Source organism: Halotalea alkalilenta DSM 17697, assembly GCF_000621205.1.
GTDB classification, from domain to species: Bacteria; Pseudomonadota; Gammaproteobacteria; order Pseudomonadales; family Halomonadaceae; genus Halotalea; species Halotalea alkalilenta.
Genome location: NZ_JHYY01000024.1, coordinates 101,917 through 120,097, shown reverse-complemented (window position 1 = coordinate 120,097; position 18,181 = coordinate 101,917). Strand labels below are relative to the sequence as shown.

Genomic DNA, 18,181 nt, shown 5'->3' with positions numbered 1-18,181 from the left:
GCGCCCGCGACGTCACACTCGCAGCGGCTCGAAGGCGCTGATCTCTAGCTGGTCCTCGACCATCCGAACCTGCACGCTCTTGCCGAGCAGATCCGGCGGGATGTCTTCGAGTCGCTTGTAGTTGCCGGCCACCGAAAGCAGCTCAGCGTCGAGTTCATGGCAGAACACCGCAGCGTCCTGATCGCCGTGGATACCCGCCAGCGCTCGACCGCGCAGTGGTCCGTAGACGTGAATGCTGCCAGCGGCGAGGATCTCCGCCCCGGCATTGACCGCACCGACCACCACCAAATCACCGCGTGGCGCGCTGACCTGTTGCCCGGAGCGCACCGTACCTCGAAATATCCGCCCACTGCGAAGCTCGAGCGGCGGCGCCTCCTCCGGCAGCGGCGCCACCGGCACCGGCTCCACGACCGGCTGGGCACGCCCTTCCTGGGGCGGGAACCAACCGATTCCCAACGCCCAAGCCGACTGCTTGATCGCATCGTTACCACCACGCACCGCCACCGGCAGCAAGCGATGGCGACGCAGCATGGCGCAGAGCTGATCGAGTGCCAAAGGCTCGTCCGGCAAGCGCTCGAGACCGATCACCACCGGAGTATGCTGGAAGAAGGCAGGCGACTGGCTGATCTTTCCGCTGAGCTGGGCTTCGATCCGCTCGATATTGCCTGAGGCCAGCTCGATGACCGTCAAAGGCAGCATGCCGCCTTTGAAAGTGAAGGCGACCTGTTCTGCATCCAGCTCGAGGCTCATCGTCCGCTCCACATCAGTGGCGTATTCATTGCACATTCCTTTTCAACGCCCGCGGCGCGAGATCGGACAAATAATCGCTTACGCTATAGCGCAACCGCACGGGGCGCAATCGTCTCCTTGGAACGGTAACAACTTTTAGCATTTTCCTGCATTTACCAGCTGGACACCTACACCCGATGGAGAACGGGGAAGCGTGCTAGGTTGACCGTTTGGAAAAAAAGAGTATAGTGGCGCCTCAGTCGATGCGGGGTGGAGCAGTCTGGTAGCTCGTCGGGCTCATAACCCGAAGGTCGTCGGTTCAAATCCGGCCCCCGCTACCACTTTTGTAATGAATCACTCGAAATCGAAGTGTGATCAAATGCTTAGGCTGCCGAAAGGCGGCCTTTTCTATTTTGAGATAAGCTAAACATCGGCCGTTCAGGCCGCCCCGACCAGCTTGGCGAGCGAGATCGAGTAGACTGCGCAGCGTGGGGTTCCTACGTAGCGCGAACGACCGCATGCCGCTGGCGTGATCACGTTGCAGCCGACCATTCCACTCTGACACGCTCGTCCTGGCCTCCAGCGGCACGGCATCCCGACTTACCGACGTCGGAGGCAACAAGCCCGCCGGCAAGAAATTCAAAGCCTATCCAATCAGCTAATTCCACATCGACATTGCCGGAGTTCACACCGAGCAGCGCAGGCTCCACATGCTCGTCACCATCGATTGCACATCGAAGTTCGCTTTCGTTGAGCTGCACGAGAATCCAATGGCCGTTTTCAGAGAATTCTCGCTACGCCTGATCGCAGCTTTTCCGCATAAGATCCATACCGTTGTTACCGATAATGGCACCCAGTTCATCACGCCAAGTGCTAGTGGTTCGACCACTCCACTCGTCAAGGAAGCGATCGCAAGTGGCGAGATGTTCCAAGCCTAAGCCTTCGAATATACCTGCGCCAAGAATGATATTTAACACCGAACGACCAGGCCGAACCATCCGTGGACCCATGGCAAGATCGATCGAATACGGCGGAAGACCAAGGAATTGACTGCTGAACACTATTACTACGACAGTTAAGATCAACTTCGTCAGCATCCGACTGACTTCATCTCAGCCTGCAACTTCGGTTACCGCCACAAGATCTTCAAGGCTCTTACACCGTGCAAATTATTTTTCAAAATTCGGGCAAAAGAGCCCGAAGGATTCAGGCTCGATTCGACCCAACAAATGCCGGGACTAAGCATCTAGCGCGAATTCATCGAGGATGCTGCCCAGCGCGCTTCTTACGCCCGGTTCATATTCTGAACGCCACTGAATGAGAGTACAGTCCATCAACACGCTTCTGTCCTTCAGAGGCTTGAACACTACCGCTCCATCAGGGTTGGGCCACGGCAGAGAGGCAGGGAGAAGGGAGACGCCGAGACCCGCTCCAACCAACGTCATCGCCATCGTGACACTCGATACGCGGCGTTCTCGCGTCGGAGAAGTTCCTATAATCGAACGGATCCAAGAGATGTTTTGGTGTTCGACCGCAGCGTAGGTGTAGAACATCTCGTTTCGCAACGCGTCCACCGGCACGGCGGGCAACTCTGCCAGATCGTGCTGGCTAGGCAAAGCTACCCAGACTGGCCAAGCTTCGAGTTGGGTGGCCCTCAACTCGTTCGGGATCGACAACGACAGCGTCGTCATTAGCCCCACGTGAATCTCCCTTGCCATGAGGCGGTCAATTTGACAGCGTGGATCAAGGTCATGCAGGCTAAGATCGATGTCGGGATTGTTTCGCTTGACCGCCACTATCGATCGGCGAAGAACTCCTGAAAACAGCGCTCCTCCCGAATAGCCCAGTTCGAGCACTGCCACCTCACCCTTCAAAGCTCGGCGGCCCAAATCTTCAGCCCGCGCGACCTGGGCGAGAACTCGTTCGGCTTCCACCAGAAAAAGCCGACCCGCTTCAGTTAACGTAACGCCTCTATGCGCACGATGGAACAATGGTCCGCCGAGCATATTTTCAAGCGCCCTTATCTGAATGCTTAACGCTGGCTGAGCGATGTGGAGCTGTTTTGCGGCGCGGCTGAAGTGCAATTCGCGGGCTACCGCCACGAAATATCTAAGATGTCTAAGCTCCATCAATATCTCCTGTTTATCAATTTCGCTCGTCAAATATATTTGAGAATGGGTAAACAAGCTCCTACCTTTTGGCTGACACGGCTGATGATGTCGCGCCAAACCTAGAAGGAGTAACAGCTATGCCCATCAAAATGATTGCTGCGTCCCATCGGCGCCCTGGCCTGACAAGGTCGGAATACTTCCGTTACCTTGAGCACTATCACGGCACCGTCGCGCGCATTGAACCGTTTCAGATCAAGAAGTACCTTCAATACCACGTCCTCGACGGTGCTTTTGGCATGATCTCGGACAAAACGCACAAAAACCGCGTTGCTGATCGCGACGGCGTTGTTGAACTACAGTTCGACACAATCGCTGATATGCTCAACGCCTTGTCCACCGGTGAAGGCGGCTCACGGGCGTCCCGCGACGGTCAGTATTTCGCCGATGAGCGGAACAATATCACGACCATGGCGGAGGAGTTTCCGGTTGCCGTCCCCAACCCAATGCCGGCTTTCAATCCGGGCCTTGGCGAGCCGGGTGAAGGCGGGCTGCGCGTGCTGCAGTATCTCATGAGGCGCCCTGAGGTGTTCTGGTCTGATTTCCATGCTCTTTGGCACGAGGCGCACGCGCGCGCTTTGGAAAAATCGCCTCATGCCAAAGAGATGTTCAGGCGGATCACCCTCAATCTTCGCTCACGCGCCAATGACAACGATGCTGCAGCCCGCGAGCATTTCAAAATGGTCGATCCGCCTGTCTACGATGCGATCGTCATCACCACATTGGATACTATCGAGCATGCAAGTGCTTTCAGACAGTACTTCGATGCGTTCATGGATGATGCGAATGATTTCATCGATTTCTCCGAGTCTTTCTACCTTTACGCAAGACAGGCACGAATCATCGACAACATCCCGGAACATCACTGACTTGTCGCTATAATTAAGGAAAATAGAAATGTCTAATTTGATCAAAAAAGATATTCCGGAACTGGCGGTACAGCGCAACTTTATTGAAACTCGTGCCGACGCCCAAATCAAAGCCCAAAGACCACCGCTTACCGCCGAGGAACGGGCGCGCCCATACGCGAAATACTATGACGAGCCGATTGCGGCGCCTGATCCTGGCCATCGCACCTTGATGGATTCACCAATCGATCCGGCAAAAGCAATTTTCCCTGAAGAGATCGGCCATCTTCTGGACTTGAAGGGGCTGAAATCCGGTGATGAAGCTGAGGTTGGTTGGTGCTCGCTACCGAACGGCGCCGGCTACATCGCGAACACTATTTTCTACCCAAATGCCACCGCCGAGATGATCGAATGGTGGTTCACGTGGCACGCGCTCGAGGATCTGCGATATCGTCTGTGGTTTCCGCCGCAGCATGGAGGCATTCACCTTAGCCCCCGCGACCGCGCACGAGTTCTCGACGAATCCATTCCGTTGAAGGAGCGAAACATTGGTGTGACGCACTACGTTATCGAGGATACCAATACCGGGATGAGCCACATCGACATCACGTGGCGGACGGCAGAACAGATGAGCTTTGATTCCAAGGCGTTCGATAAGGTGATCGCCGCCTCGTCAATGGGAATAGGCTGGCAGCGGGCTGTTGTCGAAACACCCCACACAATCACGGCGCCCGCAATTATGTGCCACCTTTTTTACGCTGAAGATGGTGGCTTGCGCCAGAGAACTCGGTTCTGGCAGGGATACCGCTTCAATGCATTGGGCAAGCCGGAACTTAATCTTCCATCTGGCGAACGTGTTCCTGAAACAGAGATCAAAGGCCTTGCACAGCATAATGTCGATGAATTTAGCCGACTGAGAGTGATTCTTCCCAAACTCTACGCCGAGTTCGGCCACTCAATGGTCTGCTGACAGCGTTCCCCCTCTCTTGCGGCAGCAAGCGACATGATGGTCGCGACCACTTCGAGGGGCAGCGGCGATACTCGATGACGAGGGTATCGCCTCCACCACGGTCGATACCACCAACCTCGCCACCCCCTACCCGACCAACATCGTGCGGCGCAAAGACCTCATCGTCATGCGCCTACCGCATCACTATCAGCCGTTGGTCGATCGCCCGCGTTAACTCGCGCCCTCCTCTCGATACACGAAAGGGCCGGCGCTTGCGCGACGGCCCTCGGTTCTACGGGCTGACCCCGGCTATTTTTTTTCTTGCCCTGGATCAAGGAGAAGCCGCAATTCTTGTAGTAGTCAATCTGCGTGATATTCATCTTGCGGCTGCCCATCGGCGTCTGCTCCGTTGACCGAAGAGAGGGATGAATCGCGATAAGTCAACACTTGTTGACTTGTGTGTGGTCGCATGCACAATGGTCGTATTGCTTGCGATGCAGTGAGCGAATTCACCCTGACATTTTTGGAGCAGAAGTGATGAAGATAGCGATCATTGGTCATACTGGCATGAGCGGCCAGGCGCTTACGGATATCTTGCTCTCGAGAAAACACGAAGTTCTGGGCCTTTCCCACGACATCTCGAATGCCGCCACACGCCCGGGCCTCACGAATCATTCCCTCGATATTTTCGATGTGGAAAGCGTGACGGCGAACATCATTGACGCCGATGTCGTGGTCTCGATGTTCTCCGGTGGCCACACTGTGGATCCGGCGGTCTACTACCGCCAGGTCGAGGGCACACGACGTCTCATCAAGGCCTTCAAGGCCGTACAGCAGGATCGTGTGAAGCCCTCCTATCTGATCTACCTCGGCGGGGCCGCCAGCCTCTACGTCAAGCCGGGAGTACAGATGTTCGATGACCCGCGCTTTCCGACTTGGTACTACGGCATCATGCCACCCGTGCATCTGAGATGGCTTGCGGATATCACTGGGGAATCCTTCTTCGATGATGCCGCACTGCGCAAGGAAAATGGCACGATCGCGCAGGGTGAAAGCGATCCGGACTTGGAAGATCATGTCAAGACATGGACCAAGGTTCCTCTGTTGGAGGGATGCCGCCTCGCGCTCGATCTCTTCTCACACCGGACCGACTTCGAATGGAGTTTCCTGTCACCTCCGTGGTTCTACCGGCCCGGCGAGGGAACGGGAAAGTATGACATTGGCGTTGATTTCATGATCAACAAGAATCACCTGCCGTCAGGTATCGCCGTTCCAGATCTTGCACTCGCCGTTGCGGACGAAATCGAGGCGAAAGTGCTGGTTCACCGGCATTGGACCCTGGCGGGCGACCAGCACGATTACTGAGAGGATCCGTGTCATCGGCTGGCCGGCTAGCGGGTCCCAGGGATGACATTCATCGTGCCCAATCCGCTCCGGAGGAATAGGTGTGCCGCCTTGTGGAGAATACTCGACAAGACGGTGCTCCATGCCTACTGCTTTCGTCGCTTCTAAAAGCCTCACTTTCCAAGTCAATATCCTGCGACGACGACGGAGATGAACTCATCATGACGTCAGCGTGGCTTTAATTTTTCTGCAGAGGGCCGCGCACAATGGAGACCAGACCAATGAGCTCGGCCGACACCAAAATCCCATCCAGGATTTATGGGGATGATGCTTATCCCGTAGCGTTTCGTAAAGCATTGCCTCCAACCGCGCCTCGCGCACGCTATCCAGGTTTCCATCCAGAAAGAACGATATTGAAAAAGGGGACCATTCGGCGTGAAGGCGCACGTCCTCTGTCCTGCGATATCCTGTTCGAACGAGATGTGCCGCTTACGCTGCGCGACGGCGTTACCATCTATACGGACATATTCCGGCCGGTCGATGACGGGCAATACCCCGCGATCATCGCCTGGAGTCCTTATGGGAAAGAGATCGGCGGACAATGGCTTGACGATCTCCCGGGGCGTTCCGGAGTGCCACTATCTCTCGTTTCGGAGCTGCAGAAATTCGAAGGTCCCGACCCTGCCTACTGGGTCGAGCATGGCTATGTCGTTCTGAATCCTGATCCAAGGGGAGCCTATGCTTCCGAAGGAAACATCAGCTACTGGGGACGTCAGCTGGCGGAAGACGGATACGACTTCATCGAATGGGCTGCACGGCAGCACTGGTGCTCGGGCCGGATAGCTCTGAGCGGCAACAGCTGGCTCGCGGTGTCGCAATGGTTCATCGCCGCGGAGAAGCCGCCGCATCTGACCGCCATTGCTCCCTGGGAGGGCTTCAGCGACCATTTCAGGGAGTCAGGCAACCGCGGGGGTATCCCCATGCCCGCTTTCCCCGAAGCGATCATCGCGACATTCGCTGGGAAGAATCTTGTCGAGGACCAGCCGCGGATGATTGTCGATGAGCCGCTCATGTCCCCCTACTGGGAAGACAAAAAGGCACGCCTGGAACGGATCGAGATCCCGGCCTACGTCGTCGCGAGCTACACGAATGCAGCCCATACCCATGGCAGCTTCGAGGGTTATCGCCGTATTTCCTCAAAAGAAAAATGGCTTCGAGTCAACAACACCAACGAATGGCTTGATTATTACACCCCAATATATACCGAAGAGCTGCGGAGCTTCTTTGATCATTATCTGAAAGACCAGGATAACGGCTGGCAGCGAACGCCGCGCGTCCGGATCTGCGTTCTTGACCCAGGCGGTGAGGACATTGTCGACCGCGAAGAAGCCGAGTGGCCGCTACCGTGCACAACACACGACAAGCTTTTTCTCTCCCGGGACGGGACTCTGGACCCCGCTCCGAAGCAAACGGCAGAAGAAGTCGCATACGCCGTCGAGTCACCCGGTCTGATAGAATTCCGACATGTCTTCGCAAGGATGACGGAGCTGACCGGTCATATGAAGCTACGCCTTTTTGTGGAGGCAAGAGGCTCGGACGACATGGAGCTGGCAGTCACGGTCGAAAAACGTGACGCCCAGGGCCAACCGTTCATCCGGCAGCTGGGTGAAGGGGCGCAAGGAAGCGTAGCCGCAACCGGTTTCCTCAGGGTCTCGCACAGAGAACTGGATGAGGAGAGATCGACTCCTTCGGAGCCGTATCTGCTGCATAGGCGTGAGGATCCTCTCTCACCAGGTCAGATCGTGGCAGTTGAAATCGCGATCTGGCCCATGTCGATGATCTATCGGCCTGGAGAGCAGCTGCTCCTGCGGATCGCAGCCTATCGTCCCACGCCAACGAATTTCGACATGGGATTCGGGACCCGCGTTTTACGCATTCCGGCGGTCGGGACGACGTTCGTTCCAGGGACCGAGGTGCCGATGATGGAACTCGGCGGCCCGGCAGCCAGTTCCCCGCCTTTTGTGAATCAACAGCGCGTGCCGACACCGCAGAGTCGCAACAAGGGAGAACATGTCTTCCACCTGGGTGGTCAGTACGACAGCCACCTCCTGGTACCGGTCGTCAGGACTTCGTAAATGGATGGACTTGCAGGGCCGTGCACATAATTCGGAGAAAATGGAGCGAGGACTGCCGCTTGAACACCGCCTTACCCAAGAAACCCACGGCCAGGGCCATCGGACGCCGTCCGTCAGGTGCCCCATCGGGACGGGAAGCCATTCTTACCGTGGCGATGCCGGCATTCGCACGTTATGGCTACGAAGCCGTGTCGTTACGAAAACTAGCGGCCGAAGCGGATGTCGACGCGGCACTCATTGCACGTCATTTCGGCTCGAAGAGCGCCCTATGGATGGCCGTCGTCGATCGCCTCACCGAACGGCAGAAGGATTACGAACCGCAAATCCGCGCACTCATCGCCTGCTCGGCTCAACGTCCAAGAGAAGCGTTGGAGGATTTCATTTCCCTGTTCGCACAAATCAGCTTCGAAATGCCGGCCCTACCCTCCTTTCTATTGCAAGAGGCGACCAACCCTGACGAGCGGCTGATTCTTCTGAACCGGCGGGTCGTTACTCCCTTTCGCAGGCTCTGCCTGCCAATCATCGAGGCTGCACAGAAAGCGGGCGTGATTGGCGGCACGGATCCGGCCCTGGTCTTCAGCATGGTCATCACCGCCATTTCCGTACCGATGGTGGCACCTACACTGTTCCTCCAAAGCGAAAGCCTGACCGCGACCGAGCGTGAGCGGGTGACTACGGCTGCCATCCAGCTTTTGGTGCAGAAGGCATCCTGAATTCATCGAAGACATCACACCCCCTCTTCTTGACACGCAAAAGGGCCGACGCTTGCGCGCCGGCCCTCGATACCGCGGACTGTGGCCCGGGCTTTTTTAGTTCTTGCTCTTGTCGACCATCTTGTTGGCTGCGATCCAGGGCATCATCGCGCGCAGTTTGGCACCGACCTGCTCGATCTGATGCTCGGCACCGATCCGGCGCTTGGCCTTGAGGGTCGGGAAACCGGCCTGGTTGTCGAGGATGAAGTCCTTGGCGAAGGTACCGTTCTGGATATCCTTGAGCACCTGGCGCATAGCGTTCTTGGTCTCTTCAGTGACCACCTTCGGGCCGGTGACGTAGTCACCGTACTCGGCAGTGTTCGACACCGAGTAGCGCATGTCCGCCATGCCGCCTTCGTACATCAGGTCGACGATCAGCTTGAGTTCGTGGAGACACTCGAAGTAGGCCATCTCCGGTGCGTAGCCGGCTTCCACCAGGGTTTCGAAGCCCGCCTGGACCAGCGCGGTGACGCCGCCGCAGAGCACTGCCTGCTCGCCGAAGAGATCGGTCTCGGTCTCTTCCTGGAACGAGGTGTGGATGATCCCCGCGCGGCCGCCGCCGTTGGCGCTGGCGTAGGAGAGCGCGATTTCCTTGGCTTGGCCGGACTTGTCCTGATAGACCGCGATCAGGCTCGGTACGCCGCCGCCTTGGGTGTAGGTCTGGCGCACGGTGTGCCCGGGAGCCTTCGGCGCGATCATGATCACGTCGAGGTCTTCGCGCGGCTCGATCTGCTGGAAGTGGATGTTGAAGCCATGGGCGAAGGCCAGCGCCGCGCCCTGCTTGAGGTTCGGTTCGACATCGCGATAGTAGATCTGCTTTTGCAGCTCGTCGGGCGCAAGGATCATCACCACGTCGGCACCGGCGACCGCGTCGGTCACTTCGGCGACCTTGAGACCCGCGCTCTCGGCCTTCTGCCAGGAGCTGGAACCCTTGCGCAGCGCGACGGTGACGTCGACACCGGACTCCTTGAGGTTGTTGGCATGCGCGTGGCCCTGTGAGCCATAGCCGAGAATCACGACTTTCTTACTCTGGATCAGGGAGAGGTCGCAATCTTTGTCGTAGTACACCTGCATGATGTTCACCTTGTCGTCTTGAATCTTAATGATGAAGGGTAGGCGCGGCCGCACATCGGCGGCGCCATGGCGTTGTCAAAGGCTCAGGGTCTTCTCGCCGCGCGAGATACCGGAGACACCGGAGCGCACCACCTCGAGCACCGAGGCCGGCCCGATCGCCTGGAGGAAGCCATCGAGCTTCGACGCGTCACCGGTGATCTGCACCGTGTAGGCGCTGGGCGTGACGTCGACGATCTGCGCACGGAAGATGTCGACGGTGCGCTTGATCTCCTCGCGTGCGCCGGCGACCGCCTTGAGCTTGACCAGCATCAACTCGCGCTCGATGTGGGCGCCCTCGGTCAGGTCGACCAGCTTGACCACGTCGATCAGCTTGTTGAGGTGCTTGGTGATCTGCTCGATGATCCGTTCGTCGCCGTTGGTGGTGACGGTCAGCCGTGAAAGGCTGGCGTCCTCGGTCGGCGCTACGTTGAGGGTTTCGATATTGAAGTTGCGCTGCGAGAACAGGCCGACCACACGGGAGAGCGCGCCGGGCTCGTTCTCAAGCAGAATCGAGATGATGTGGCGCATCAGGTTCTCTCCGTCTTGGACAGCAGCATGTCGTTCATCGCCCCGAGCGGTACCTGCATCGGGTAGACGTGCTCGCGCGGGTCGACGTGGATATCGAGGAAGACCATCTCGTTTGTGTCACGGAAGGCCTCGTCGAGCGCGCCCTCGAGCTCCTCTGCACGGGTCACGGTAATCGCCTTGAAGCCGTAGGCCTCGAACAGCTTGTGGAAGTCCGGCAGCGATTCCATGTAGGACTGGGCGTGGCGAGCCTTGTAGTTGAGGTCTTGCCACTGCCGCACCATGCCGAGCGACTGGTTGTTCAGGTTGACGATCTTCACCGCGATGCCGAACTGCCGGCAGGTGGAGAGCTCCTGCATCATCATCTGGAAGCTGCTCTCGCCGGTGAACAGCACTACCTGCTCCTCGGGAAAGTTGAGCTTCACACCCATCGCCGCGGGCAGGCCGAAGCCCATGGTGCCGAGACCGCCTGAGGTGATGAACCGATGGGGCTTGTTGAACTTGTAGTACTGGGCCGCGAACATCTGGTGCTGGCCGACGTCGGTGGCGACGAAGGCATCGCCCTGGGTCGCACGGTGCACCGCCTCGACCACCTGCTGGGGCTTGAGCAGCTCGCCCTGGGCCGCGGGCTCGTAGAGCCGACCAGCGCGGCTCGCACGCCAGGCGTCGATCCGCTCCCACCAGGGCGCGAGCTGCTGCTCCCGCGTGGTGACGTCCTTCTCGCGATCGCCGAGCAGACCGAGCATCTCGTTGAGCACGCTGGCAGCCGCACCGACGATCGGTACATCGGTGGGCACGGTCTTGGAGATCGAGCTGGGATCGATGTCGATGTGGATGATCTTGGCGGTCGGGCAGAACTTGGCGACGTTATTGGTCACCCGGTCGTCGAAGCGCGCACCCACGCAGAAGATCAGGTCCGCGTGATGCATCGCCTGGTTGGCTTCGAAGCTGCCGTGCATCCCGGGCCAGCCGAGGCACTGGCGATCGTTCTGGGGATAGGCGCCAATCCCCATCAGCGAGGTGATCACCGGCAGCCCCAAGCGCTTGGCGAGGTCGGTGAGCGCATCGCTCGCCTCCCCGGTGATCACGCCACCGCCCGCGAACACCACCGGCCGGCGCGCCTCGAGGATCAGCTCGATCGCCTTCTTGATCTGCCCGCCATGGCCGCGGAACGCCGGATTGTAGGAGCGTATCTTGACCTTCTTCGGATAGACGTACTCGTAGCGCTCGGTCGGCGCGGTCATATCCTTGGGAATGTCGACCACCACCGGCCCCGGACGGCCCGAAGCGGCGATATAGAACGCCTTCTTCAGCACCGTGGGGATGTCCGAGGGATGGCGGATCGAGAAGCTGTGCTTCACGATCGGCCGGGTCACGCCGATGATGTCGGTTTCCTGGAAGGCGTCCTCGCCGATCAGGTGGCTGGCGACCTGGCCGCACAGCACTACCATCGGGATCGAATCCATGTAGGCGGTGGCGATGCCGGTTACCGCATTGGTCGCACCGGGCCCTGAGGTCACCAGCACCACGCCGGGCTTGCCTGTGGCGCGAGCGTAGCCATCGGCCATGTGGGTGGCGGCCTGTTCGTGACGAACCAGGATGTGTTTGACGGCTTCCTGACGGAACAGCGCATCGTAGATGTGAAGCGCTGCGCCACCCGGATAGCCATAGATGTACTCGACGCCTTCGTCTTTCAGAAAGCGCGCGATCATGTCTGCGCCGGAAAGCAATTCCACGGATGAATCCTCTTGAGGTCTCGATCGCAATCGCGATGCAGTACGCATCGGAGTTCGAGGGCGGATGACCGCCTGTCACACGCCCTGGGCGCATGACACCTGATCGCCACGATGGCTGGACCTGGGGTGGGGGAAGAGCGCGTGCCGCCATCGCAAGACTGGGGACGCGCGGCTTGCCACCCATGGCCCGGTAGGGCCTGCTCTCTCGTACGTAAGGCCGAGGGAGAGCTGTTCGGGAGGAAGGCGGGTGACGCCGTGGCCCGATATAGGTCCTTTGACGAGCGAACGGTCGGTCAACCGCTGCAATGCTTGGCGGGGGGATTGCCCGCTCGCCAAGCATGCTCGCAATCAGGAGGCTGCTAGACTCTACGACCGCAAAGGAAGTGTCAACATATAGCGCGCCAAGCGCACAACATAAGCACGATTACCCAAATAAAACGCAAAAAAAGGAAACATTATCCCCCATACAATGAAAACCAGGCATTATATTGCAAAACAATATTCCCTTTCCCGGCTCGGGATCGACCCTCCCCGCTGAGCGGACGCTTGCCGGTCCTGACTTTGGTCGAAGCGTTCTCGTACTACGCGCTAAGATGATGGCTCGGGCGTGAACAGCGAGCGCCCGAGCCCGCTTTCGCGCCTGGAGGATAGCCATGATCGATGCAGCGACGCAGCTGGAACTTCCCAACGTTCCGCCGCCCCCCGACGAGCTGTGGGGCGAGCTGTTCATCGAGGTCCAACGGCGCGGCCTGTTCGAAGACAGCAAGACCTTCGTCGACCTGGTCCCCCGTGGCGCACCAGAGGCGGTGCTGCGTGAGTTCTCCCGGCTGCAGGCCGCCGGCTCGCCCAGCGACGAGGCCCTTGGTAGCTTCGTCGAGACCCACTTCGCCCCTCAGGATGCCGAGGATGTCGAGCTCAGCCACCAGCAGGGCGATCGCCTCGGCGAAGACTGCATCAATAGCCACATCGACACCCTCTGGGGCGTCCTCACCCGGCGCCCCCAGGCCAGCGACAACCCTTACTCCTCGAGGCTGCAGCTGCCCTACCCTTTCGTGGTGCCCGGCGGGCGGTTCAATGAGATCTACTACTGGGATTCCTACTTCACCATTCTCGGCCTGCAGGAGAGCGCACGCTTCGACCTAATTCGCGACATGGTGAACAACTTCGCCTACCTGATCGATGAGTTCGGCCATATTCCCAACGGCAACCGCAACTACTTCCTCAGCCGTTCGCAGCCGCCCTACTTCGCCGACATGGTCGACCTGCTCGCGCTGATCGACGGAGCCGAGACCTATCGCCTCTATCTGCCTCAGCTGGAAGCGGAGTACGCCTACTGGATGGATGGCGCCGACGACCTGCCGCCGGGCGAAGCGCACCGACGGGTGGTGCGGCTCGCAGACGGCGCGCTGCTCAACCGCTATTGGGACGATGCCGACAAACCGCGCCCCGAATCCTACCGAGAGGATTTGGAGACCGCCCACGAGGCGCCAAAGCGAGACGAGCGCCAGGTCTGGCGCGATCTGCGCGCGGGCTGCGAGAGCGGCTGGGACTTCACTTCGCGCTGGCTGACCGACGATCACCGGCTATCGACGATCCGCACCACCGCGATCGCACCGATCGATCTCAACTGCCTGATCCATCATCTGGAAGCGACGCTCTACAAGATCCATGAAAGCCTCGGCCATGCCCACCGCGCCGAGTTCTACCATGAGCGCCATATCCAGCGCCGCAATGCGCTGCTGGCCCATTTCTGGGACGAGGAACAGGGGGTCTTCGGCGATCTGCTCTGGCGGGAGTGCCAGCTCACCGGCGTACTCAGCGCCGCCTGCTGCTATCCGCTCTACTATGCGATCGCCACGCCCGACCAGGCGCGCGCCACCGCGGCCACCTTGGAGGCGCGGCTGCTCGCCGACGGAGGCCTGCTGACCACCGCGATACGCTCGGGCCAGCAGTGGGACGCACCCAACGGCTGGGCGCCGCTGCAATGGGTCTCGGTCATCGGTCTGCGCCACTATGGCGAGCACGACCTGGCGGCCGAGATCGCGCGGCGCTGGATCGGCTGCAACGTCGATTACTACTACCGCCGACGCAAGCTGATCGAAAAATACGATGTCGTCACCGGCGGCACCGCCAGCGGCGGCGAGTATCCCGCCCAGGACGGCTTCGGCTGGACCAACGGCGTGCTCAGTGCGCTGCTGGCCCTCTATCCCGAACACCACCCGGGCCACTGCGCCTGAGTCAGTCGGCGGCGCAGAAAGACGAAGGCCCCTGGACGATCATCGTCCAGGGGCCTTCACGCCGCGTTTCCAGCCCTACTTGAGCAGCGTCAGCTGCCCTTCCTCGGCATCCACCTTGATCGTATCGCCGGGACCGAAGCGCCCGGAGAGCAGCGCCTGGGCCAGCGGATTCTCGAGCCGGGTCTGGATCGCTCGTTTGAGCGGCCGGGCGCCATAGACCGGGTCGAAGCCGACCACTGCGAGCTGGGCCATCGCCGCATCGGAGACCTCGAGCCCGATATCGCGCTCCTTGAGCCGGCCACGCAGGCGCTCGAGCTGGATCGAGGCGATCCGCTGGATCTGCTCCTGGCCGAGCGGGTGGAACACAACCACCTCATCGATGCGGTTGATCAGCTCGGGACGGAAGTGCAGCCCGACCACGTCCATCACCGCACTCTTCATCTCGGCATACTGCTCTTCCTGCCCGGCGAAGCGCTGGATCACGTCGGAGCCGAGGTTCGAGGTCATCACCACCACGGTGTTGCGGAAATCGACCGTGCGACCCTGCCCATCGGTCAGGCGGCCGTCCTCGAGCACCTGGAGCAGGATGTTGAACACGTCCGGATGGGCCTTTTCTACCTCGTCGAGCAGCAGCACAGAGTAGGGTTTACGCCTGACCGCTTCGGTGAGATAGCCACCCTCCTCGTACCCGACATAGCCCGGAGGCGCCCCGATCAGCCGCGACACCGAGTGTTTCTCCATGAACTCGGACATGTCGATCCTGACCATCGCCTCTTCGGTATCGAATAGAAACGCGGCCAGCGCCTTGCACAGCTCGGTCTTGCCGACCCCGGTCGGGCCGAGGAACAGGAACGACCCGTTGGGACGATTGGGGTCGCCGATCCCGGCGCGCGAGCGGCGCACCGCGTTGGAGACCGCCTCGACCGCCTCCTCCTGGCCGACCACCCGCTGGTGCAGCGCCTCTTCCATCCGCAGCAGCTTGTCGCGTTCACCCTCGAGCATCTTCGACACCGGGATGCCGGTCCAGCGCGAGACCACCTCGGCGATCTCCTCTTCGGTGACGTTGGCGCGCAGGAGCTTGAGCGGGGTCTTCTCGGCCTCGCCAGCCTCGCTGATCTTCTGCTCGAGCGTCGGAATCACCCCATACTGGAGCTCGGACATCCGACCCAGGTCGCCGGCCCGCCGGGCAGCCTCGAGATCGATACGCGCCTGCTCGAGCTCTGATTTGAACTGGGCCGCGCCCTGCAGGCTCGCCTTCTCGGCCTTCCACACCTCCTCGAGGTCGGCGTACTCACGGCCGAGCTCCTGGATCTGCTCCTCGAGCAGCTCGAGACGCTTGCGCGTCGGCTCGTCGGTCTCCTTCTTCAGCGCCTCGCGCTCGATCTTGAGCTGGATCAACCGACGCTCGAGGCGATCCATCGCCTCGGGCTTGGAGTCCATCTCCATGCGAATCCGCGAGGCCGCCTCGTCGATCAGGTCGATCGCTTTGTCGGGCAGCTGGCGGTCGGTGATGTAACGGGTCGAGAGCTTCGCCGCGGCGATGATCGCGCCGTCGGTGATATCGACCCCATGGTGGACCTCGTAGCGCTCCTTGAGCCCGCGGAGGATCGCGATGGTGTCCTCCTCGGAGGGCTCGTCGACCAGCACCTTCTGGAAGCGGCGCTCGAGCGCGGCGTCTTTCTCGATGTACTGGCGATACTCGTCCAGCGTGGTCGCCCCGACGCAGTGCAGCTCGCCGCGCGCCAGCGCGGGTTTCAACATGTTGCCGGCGTCCATCGCCCCATCGGCCTTGCCCGCGCCAACCATGGTGTGCAGCTCATCGATGAACAGGATCACCCGGCCCTCTTCCTTGGCCAGCTCGTTGAGCACCGCCTTGAGCCGCTCCTCGAAGTCGCCACGGAACTTGGCTCCGGCCAGCAGCGCGCCGAGATCGAGCGAGAGGACTCGCTTGTCCTTGAGCGACTCGGGCACCTCCCCGTTGATGATCCGCTGGGCCAACCCTTCGACGATGGCGGTCTTGCCCACGCCGGGCTCGCCGATCAGCACCGGGTTGTTCTTGGTCCTGCGCTGCAGTACCTGGATGGTGCGGCGAATCTCGTCATCGCGACCGATCACCGGATCGAGCTTGCCGCTCGCCGCGCGGGCGGTGAGGTCCATGGTGTACTTGTCGAGCGCCTCGCGCTTTTCTTCGGCGCCAGCATCGTCGACGCTGGCCCCGCCGCGCAGGGAGTCGATCGCCGCGCGCACGTTCTGCTTGCTCAATCCCGCGTCACTCAGCGCCCGCCCCACCGCGCCCCCCGCTTCGAGCGCGGCGAGCAGGACGAGCTCGCTGGCGATGAACTGGTCATTGCGGCTCTGCGCCTCACGGTCGGTGAGGTTGAGCAGCTTGGCCAGCTCCTGGCTCATCGAAACGTTGCCATCGAACTGCTTGAGCGTAGGCAGCTCCTCGAGCTGATGGGCCAGCGCCTGCTTGAGCCGCGCGGGATCGCCGCCGGCTTTCTGCACCAGCGCACGAAAGCCGCCGTCGCGCTCGTCGAGCAGCGCCAGCAGCAGGTGCACCGGCTGGAGTTCGTTGTGACCCAGCCCGACCGCGCGCGACTGGGCATCGGCCAGCGCGCTCTGCAATTTAGTGGTGAGGCGATCCATTCTCATACGGGTTTCTCCTTGGCACCTGGGCGTATCGCGCTGATCCGAAGCTTAGTTCGGGATGAGCGGACCGTCAGCGGTGCGAAGCGGGGATTCGGCCCGGCGCGGGCCGGGTCCTGGAAGTGACAGAAACCATGATGAGGGCGAGCGGGGAAGTTTCAAGCGGCGAGGGGTTGACAAAACGCCGCAGGATGGATTTTTCGATGCGGACTCAGCCCTTGAGCCAGATCACGCTGGCCATGCGCCCGGTCTGGCCATCGTCGCGCCGCCATGAATAGAAACGCGCATCCGAAGCGGTGCAGAAGTGTCCGCCACCGATCGATTCGAGCCCGAGTCGCTCGAGGCGCAGCCGCGCCAGCCGGTAGAGATCGGCCATGTAGTGCTCGAGCCGGTACGGACTGACCTCGAAGGCGGTCTCGGCCTCGGCGTCCTGCGCGACGAAGGCATCGAACACCTCCCGGCCGACTTCGTACTGGGCGTTGGAGATCGCAGGCCCCAGCCAGGCAAGCAGATCGGAAGGATGGCAGCCGAGCGCCGCCACGGTGGCCTCGAGCACTCCGCCGGCGAGCCCGCGCCAGCCGGCGTGGGCGACGCCCACTCGAGTGCCCGCGCGATCGCAGAAGAACACCGGCAGGCAGTCTGCGGTCATCACTACGCATGCGTGGCCATGGTCGAACGCCACAGCGGCATCGGCCTTCGGTGGCGCGGCGCCTGCCGGCGGCAGCTTCGTCGCCACCTCGCAGCCGTGGGTCTGCTCGAGCCAGAGCAGCGGCCGGGGGTCGTTGATCCGCAGTGACAAAGCCCGCCGACAGGCCTGGACGGTGTCGGGGTCGTCGCCAACGTGGGCGGCGACATTGAAAGCGTCGAACGGTGGAGCGCTCGGACCCAACTCTCGCGTGGTGACGAAGGCGCCCACGGTGCTCGGCGCGGGCCAGTCGGGCACGAGCATGCGTGGCTCGCTCTGGTCGAATTGATGCGACACGGCGCTTTTGATCATCC

The 18,181-nt window shown here is 60.7% G+C and carries 15 protein-coding genes and 1 tRNA gene; 8 read left to right on the top strand and 8 right to left on the bottom strand.

Annotated elements, in window-relative coordinates; translation table 11 throughout:
- Positions 1 to 12: 12 nt before the first annotated feature.
- Positions 13 to 750, bottom strand: a complete 738-nt coding sequence (gene minC, locus Q376_RS0104955; protein ID WP_027349378.1) for a septum site-determining protein MinC — start codon at positions 748 to 750, stop codon at positions 13 to 15.
- A gap of 243 nt (positions 751 to 993) precedes the next feature.
- Here minC and Q376_RS0104950 point away from each other — a divergent pair.
- Positions 994 to 1,070: transfer RNA gene (locus Q376_RS0104950), tRNA-Met, on the top strand.
- Positions 1,071 to 1,262: 192 nt separating this feature from the next.
- On the opposite strand, the gene Q376_RS24665 is transcribed toward Q376_RS0104950, so the two are convergent.
- A complete protein-coding gene (locus Q376_RS24665; protein WP_155834155.1) occupies positions 1,263 to 1,490 on the bottom strand; it encodes a hypothetical protein in 228 nt (75 codons plus the stop codon).
- Between the two features lie 9 nt (positions 1,491 to 1,499).
- Between Q376_RS24665 and Q376_RS23915 the strand changes: the two genes are divergently transcribed.
- Positions 1,500 to 1,667, top strand: coding sequence for a hypothetical protein (locus Q376_RS23915; protein ID WP_155834153.1), 168 nt, complete (start codon positions 1,500 to 1,502; stop codon positions 1,665 to 1,667).
- A gap of 300 nt (positions 1,668 to 1,967) precedes the next feature.
- On the opposite strand, the gene Q376_RS21455 is transcribed toward Q376_RS23915, so the two are convergent.
- Positions 1,968 to 2,858, bottom strand: a complete 891-nt coding sequence (locus tag Q376_RS21455; RefSeq protein WP_052364959.1) for a LysR family transcriptional regulator — start codon at positions 2,856 to 2,858, stop codon at positions 1,968 to 1,970.
- 119 nt (positions 2,859 to 2,977) lie between these two features.
- Here Q376_RS21455 and Q376_RS0104930 point away from each other — a divergent pair, with 119 nt between their 5' ends.
- From Q376_RS0104930 to Q376_RS21445, 5 genes are all read left to right on the top strand, one after another.
- Positions 2,978 to 3,766: an EthD domain-containing protein gene (locus Q376_RS0104930; protein ID WP_027349376.1), complete on the top strand. Its 789-nt coding sequence runs from the start codon at positions 2,978 to 2,980 to the stop codon at positions 3,764 to 3,766.
- 28 nt (positions 3,767 to 3,794) lie between these two features.
- Entirely contained in the window at positions 3,795 to 4,715 is a 921-nt protein-coding gene (locus Q376_RS0104925; RefSeq protein WP_052364958.1) for a DAPG hydrolase family protein, read from the top strand.
- Positions 4,716 to 5,231: 516 nt separating this feature from the next.
- On the top strand, positions 5,232 to 6,059 hold the full coding sequence (locus Q376_RS0104920; RefSeq protein ID WP_027349374.1) for an NAD(P)-dependent oxidoreductase: 828 nt from the start codon (positions 5,232 to 5,234) through the stop codon (positions 6,057 to 6,059).
- Positions 6,060 to 6,319: 260 nt separating this feature from the next.
- Positions 6,320 to 8,173: a CocE/NonD family hydrolase gene (locus Q376_RS21450; RefSeq protein ID WP_162177881.1), complete on the top strand. Its 1,854-nt coding sequence runs from the start codon at positions 6,320 to 6,322 to the stop codon at positions 8,171 to 8,173.
- 59 nt (positions 8,174 to 8,232) lie between these two features.
- Positions 8,233 to 8,886 (top strand): TetR/AcrR family transcriptional regulator, encoded by a 654-nt coding sequence (locus tag Q376_RS21445; protein WP_155834151.1) that lies wholly within the window; start codon positions 8,233 to 8,235, stop codon positions 8,884 to 8,886.
- 96 nt (positions 8,887 to 8,982) lie between these two features.
- Here Q376_RS21445 and ilvC read toward each other — a convergent pair whose 3' ends face one another.
- The 3 genes from ilvC to Q376_RS0104895 form a co-directional block, all read right to left on the bottom strand.
- On the bottom strand, positions 8,983 to 9,999 hold the full coding sequence (ilvC, locus tag Q376_RS0104905) for a ketol-acid reductoisomerase (protein WP_027349373.1): 1,017 nt from the start codon (positions 9,997 to 9,999) through the stop codon (positions 8,983 to 8,985).
- Between the two features lie 75 nt (positions 10,000 to 10,074).
- A complete protein-coding gene (gene ilvN, locus Q376_RS0104900; protein WP_027349372.1) occupies positions 10,075 to 10,566 on the bottom strand; it encodes an acetolactate synthase small subunit in 492 nt (163 codons plus the stop codon).
- Positions 10,566 to 12,299, bottom strand: coding sequence for an acetolactate synthase 3 large subunit (locus tag Q376_RS0104895; protein ID WP_027349371.1), 1,734 nt, complete (start codon positions 12,297 to 12,299; stop codon positions 10,566 to 10,568). Before Q376_RS0104895 ends, ilvN begins: the two co-directional genes overlap by 1 nt.
- A 653-nt stretch (positions 12,300 to 12,952) precedes the next feature.
- Between Q376_RS0104895 and treA the strand changes: the two genes are divergently transcribed.
- Positions 12,953 to 14,536 carry an alpha,alpha-trehalase TreA gene (gene treA, locus Q376_RS0104890; protein ID WP_043446294.1) on the top strand — a complete coding sequence of 528 codons (1,584 nt, stop codon included), beginning with the start codon at positions 12,953 to 12,955 and terminating at the stop codon, positions 14,534 to 14,536.
- Between the two features lie 75 nt (positions 14,537 to 14,611).
- On the opposite strand, the gene clpB is transcribed toward treA, so the two are convergent.
- Both clpB and pgeF read right to left on the bottom strand, forming a co-directional pair.
- Positions 14,612 to 17,188, bottom strand: coding sequence for an ATP-dependent chaperone ClpB (gene clpB / locus Q376_RS0104885; protein WP_027349369.1), 2,577 nt, complete (start codon positions 17,186 to 17,188; stop codon positions 14,612 to 14,614).
- A gap of 205 nt (positions 17,189 to 17,393) precedes the next feature.
- Positions 17,394 to 18,179 carry a peptidoglycan editing factor PgeF gene (pgeF, locus tag Q376_RS0104880; protein ID WP_052364955.1) on the bottom strand — a complete coding sequence of 262 codons (786 nt, stop codon included), beginning with the start codon at positions 18,177 to 18,179 and terminating at the stop codon, positions 17,394 to 17,396.
- Positions 18,180 to 18,181 lie beyond the last annotated feature (2 nt).

Excerpts from the sequence above, each read along its gene's own strand:
- minC (WP_027349378.1), bottom strand. The coding sequence starts at position 750 with ATGAGCCTCGAGCTGGATGCAGAACAGGTCGCCTTCACTTTCAAAGGC.
- Q376_RS23915 (WP_155834153.1), top strand. The coding sequence starts at position 1,500 with ATGGCCGTTTTCAGAGAATTCTCGCTACGCCTGATCGCAGCTTTTCCG.
- Q376_RS21455 (WP_052364959.1), bottom strand. The coding sequence starts at position 2,858 with ATGGAGCTTAGACATCTTAGATATTTCGTGGCGGTAGCCCGCGAATTG.
- Q376_RS0104930 (WP_027349376.1), top strand. The coding sequence starts at position 2,978 with ATGCCCATCAAAATGATTGCTGCGTCCCATCGGCGCCCTGGCCTGACA.
- Q376_RS0104925 (WP_052364958.1), top strand. The coding sequence starts at position 3,795 with ATGTCTAATTTGATCAAAAAAGATATTCCGGAACTGGCGGTACAGCGC.
- Q376_RS0104920 (WP_027349374.1), top strand. The coding sequence starts at position 5,232 with ATGAAGATAGCGATCATTGGTCATACTGGCATGAGCGGCCAGGCGCTT.
- Q376_RS21450 (WP_162177881.1), top strand. The coding sequence starts at position 6,320 with ATGAGCTCGGCCGACACCAAAATCCCATCCAGGATTTATGGGGATGAT.
- ilvC (WP_027349373.1), bottom strand. The coding sequence starts at position 9,999 with ATGCAGGTGTACTACGACAAAGATTGCGACCTCTCCCTGATCCAGAGT.
- ilvN (WP_027349372.1), bottom strand. The coding sequence starts at position 10,566 with ATGCGCCACATCATCTCGATTCTGCTTGAGAACGAGCCCGGCGCGCTC.
- treA (WP_043446294.1), top strand. The coding sequence starts at position 12,953 with ATGATCGATGCAGCGACGCAGCTGGAACTTCCCAACGTTCCGCCGCCC.
- clpB (WP_027349369.1), bottom strand. The coding sequence starts at position 17,188 with ATGAGAATGGATCGCCTCACCACTAAATTGCAGAGCGCGCTGGCCGAT.
- pgeF (WP_052364955.1), bottom strand. The coding sequence starts at position 18,179 with ATGATCAAAAGCGCCGTGTCGCATCAATTCGACCAGAGCGAGCCACGC.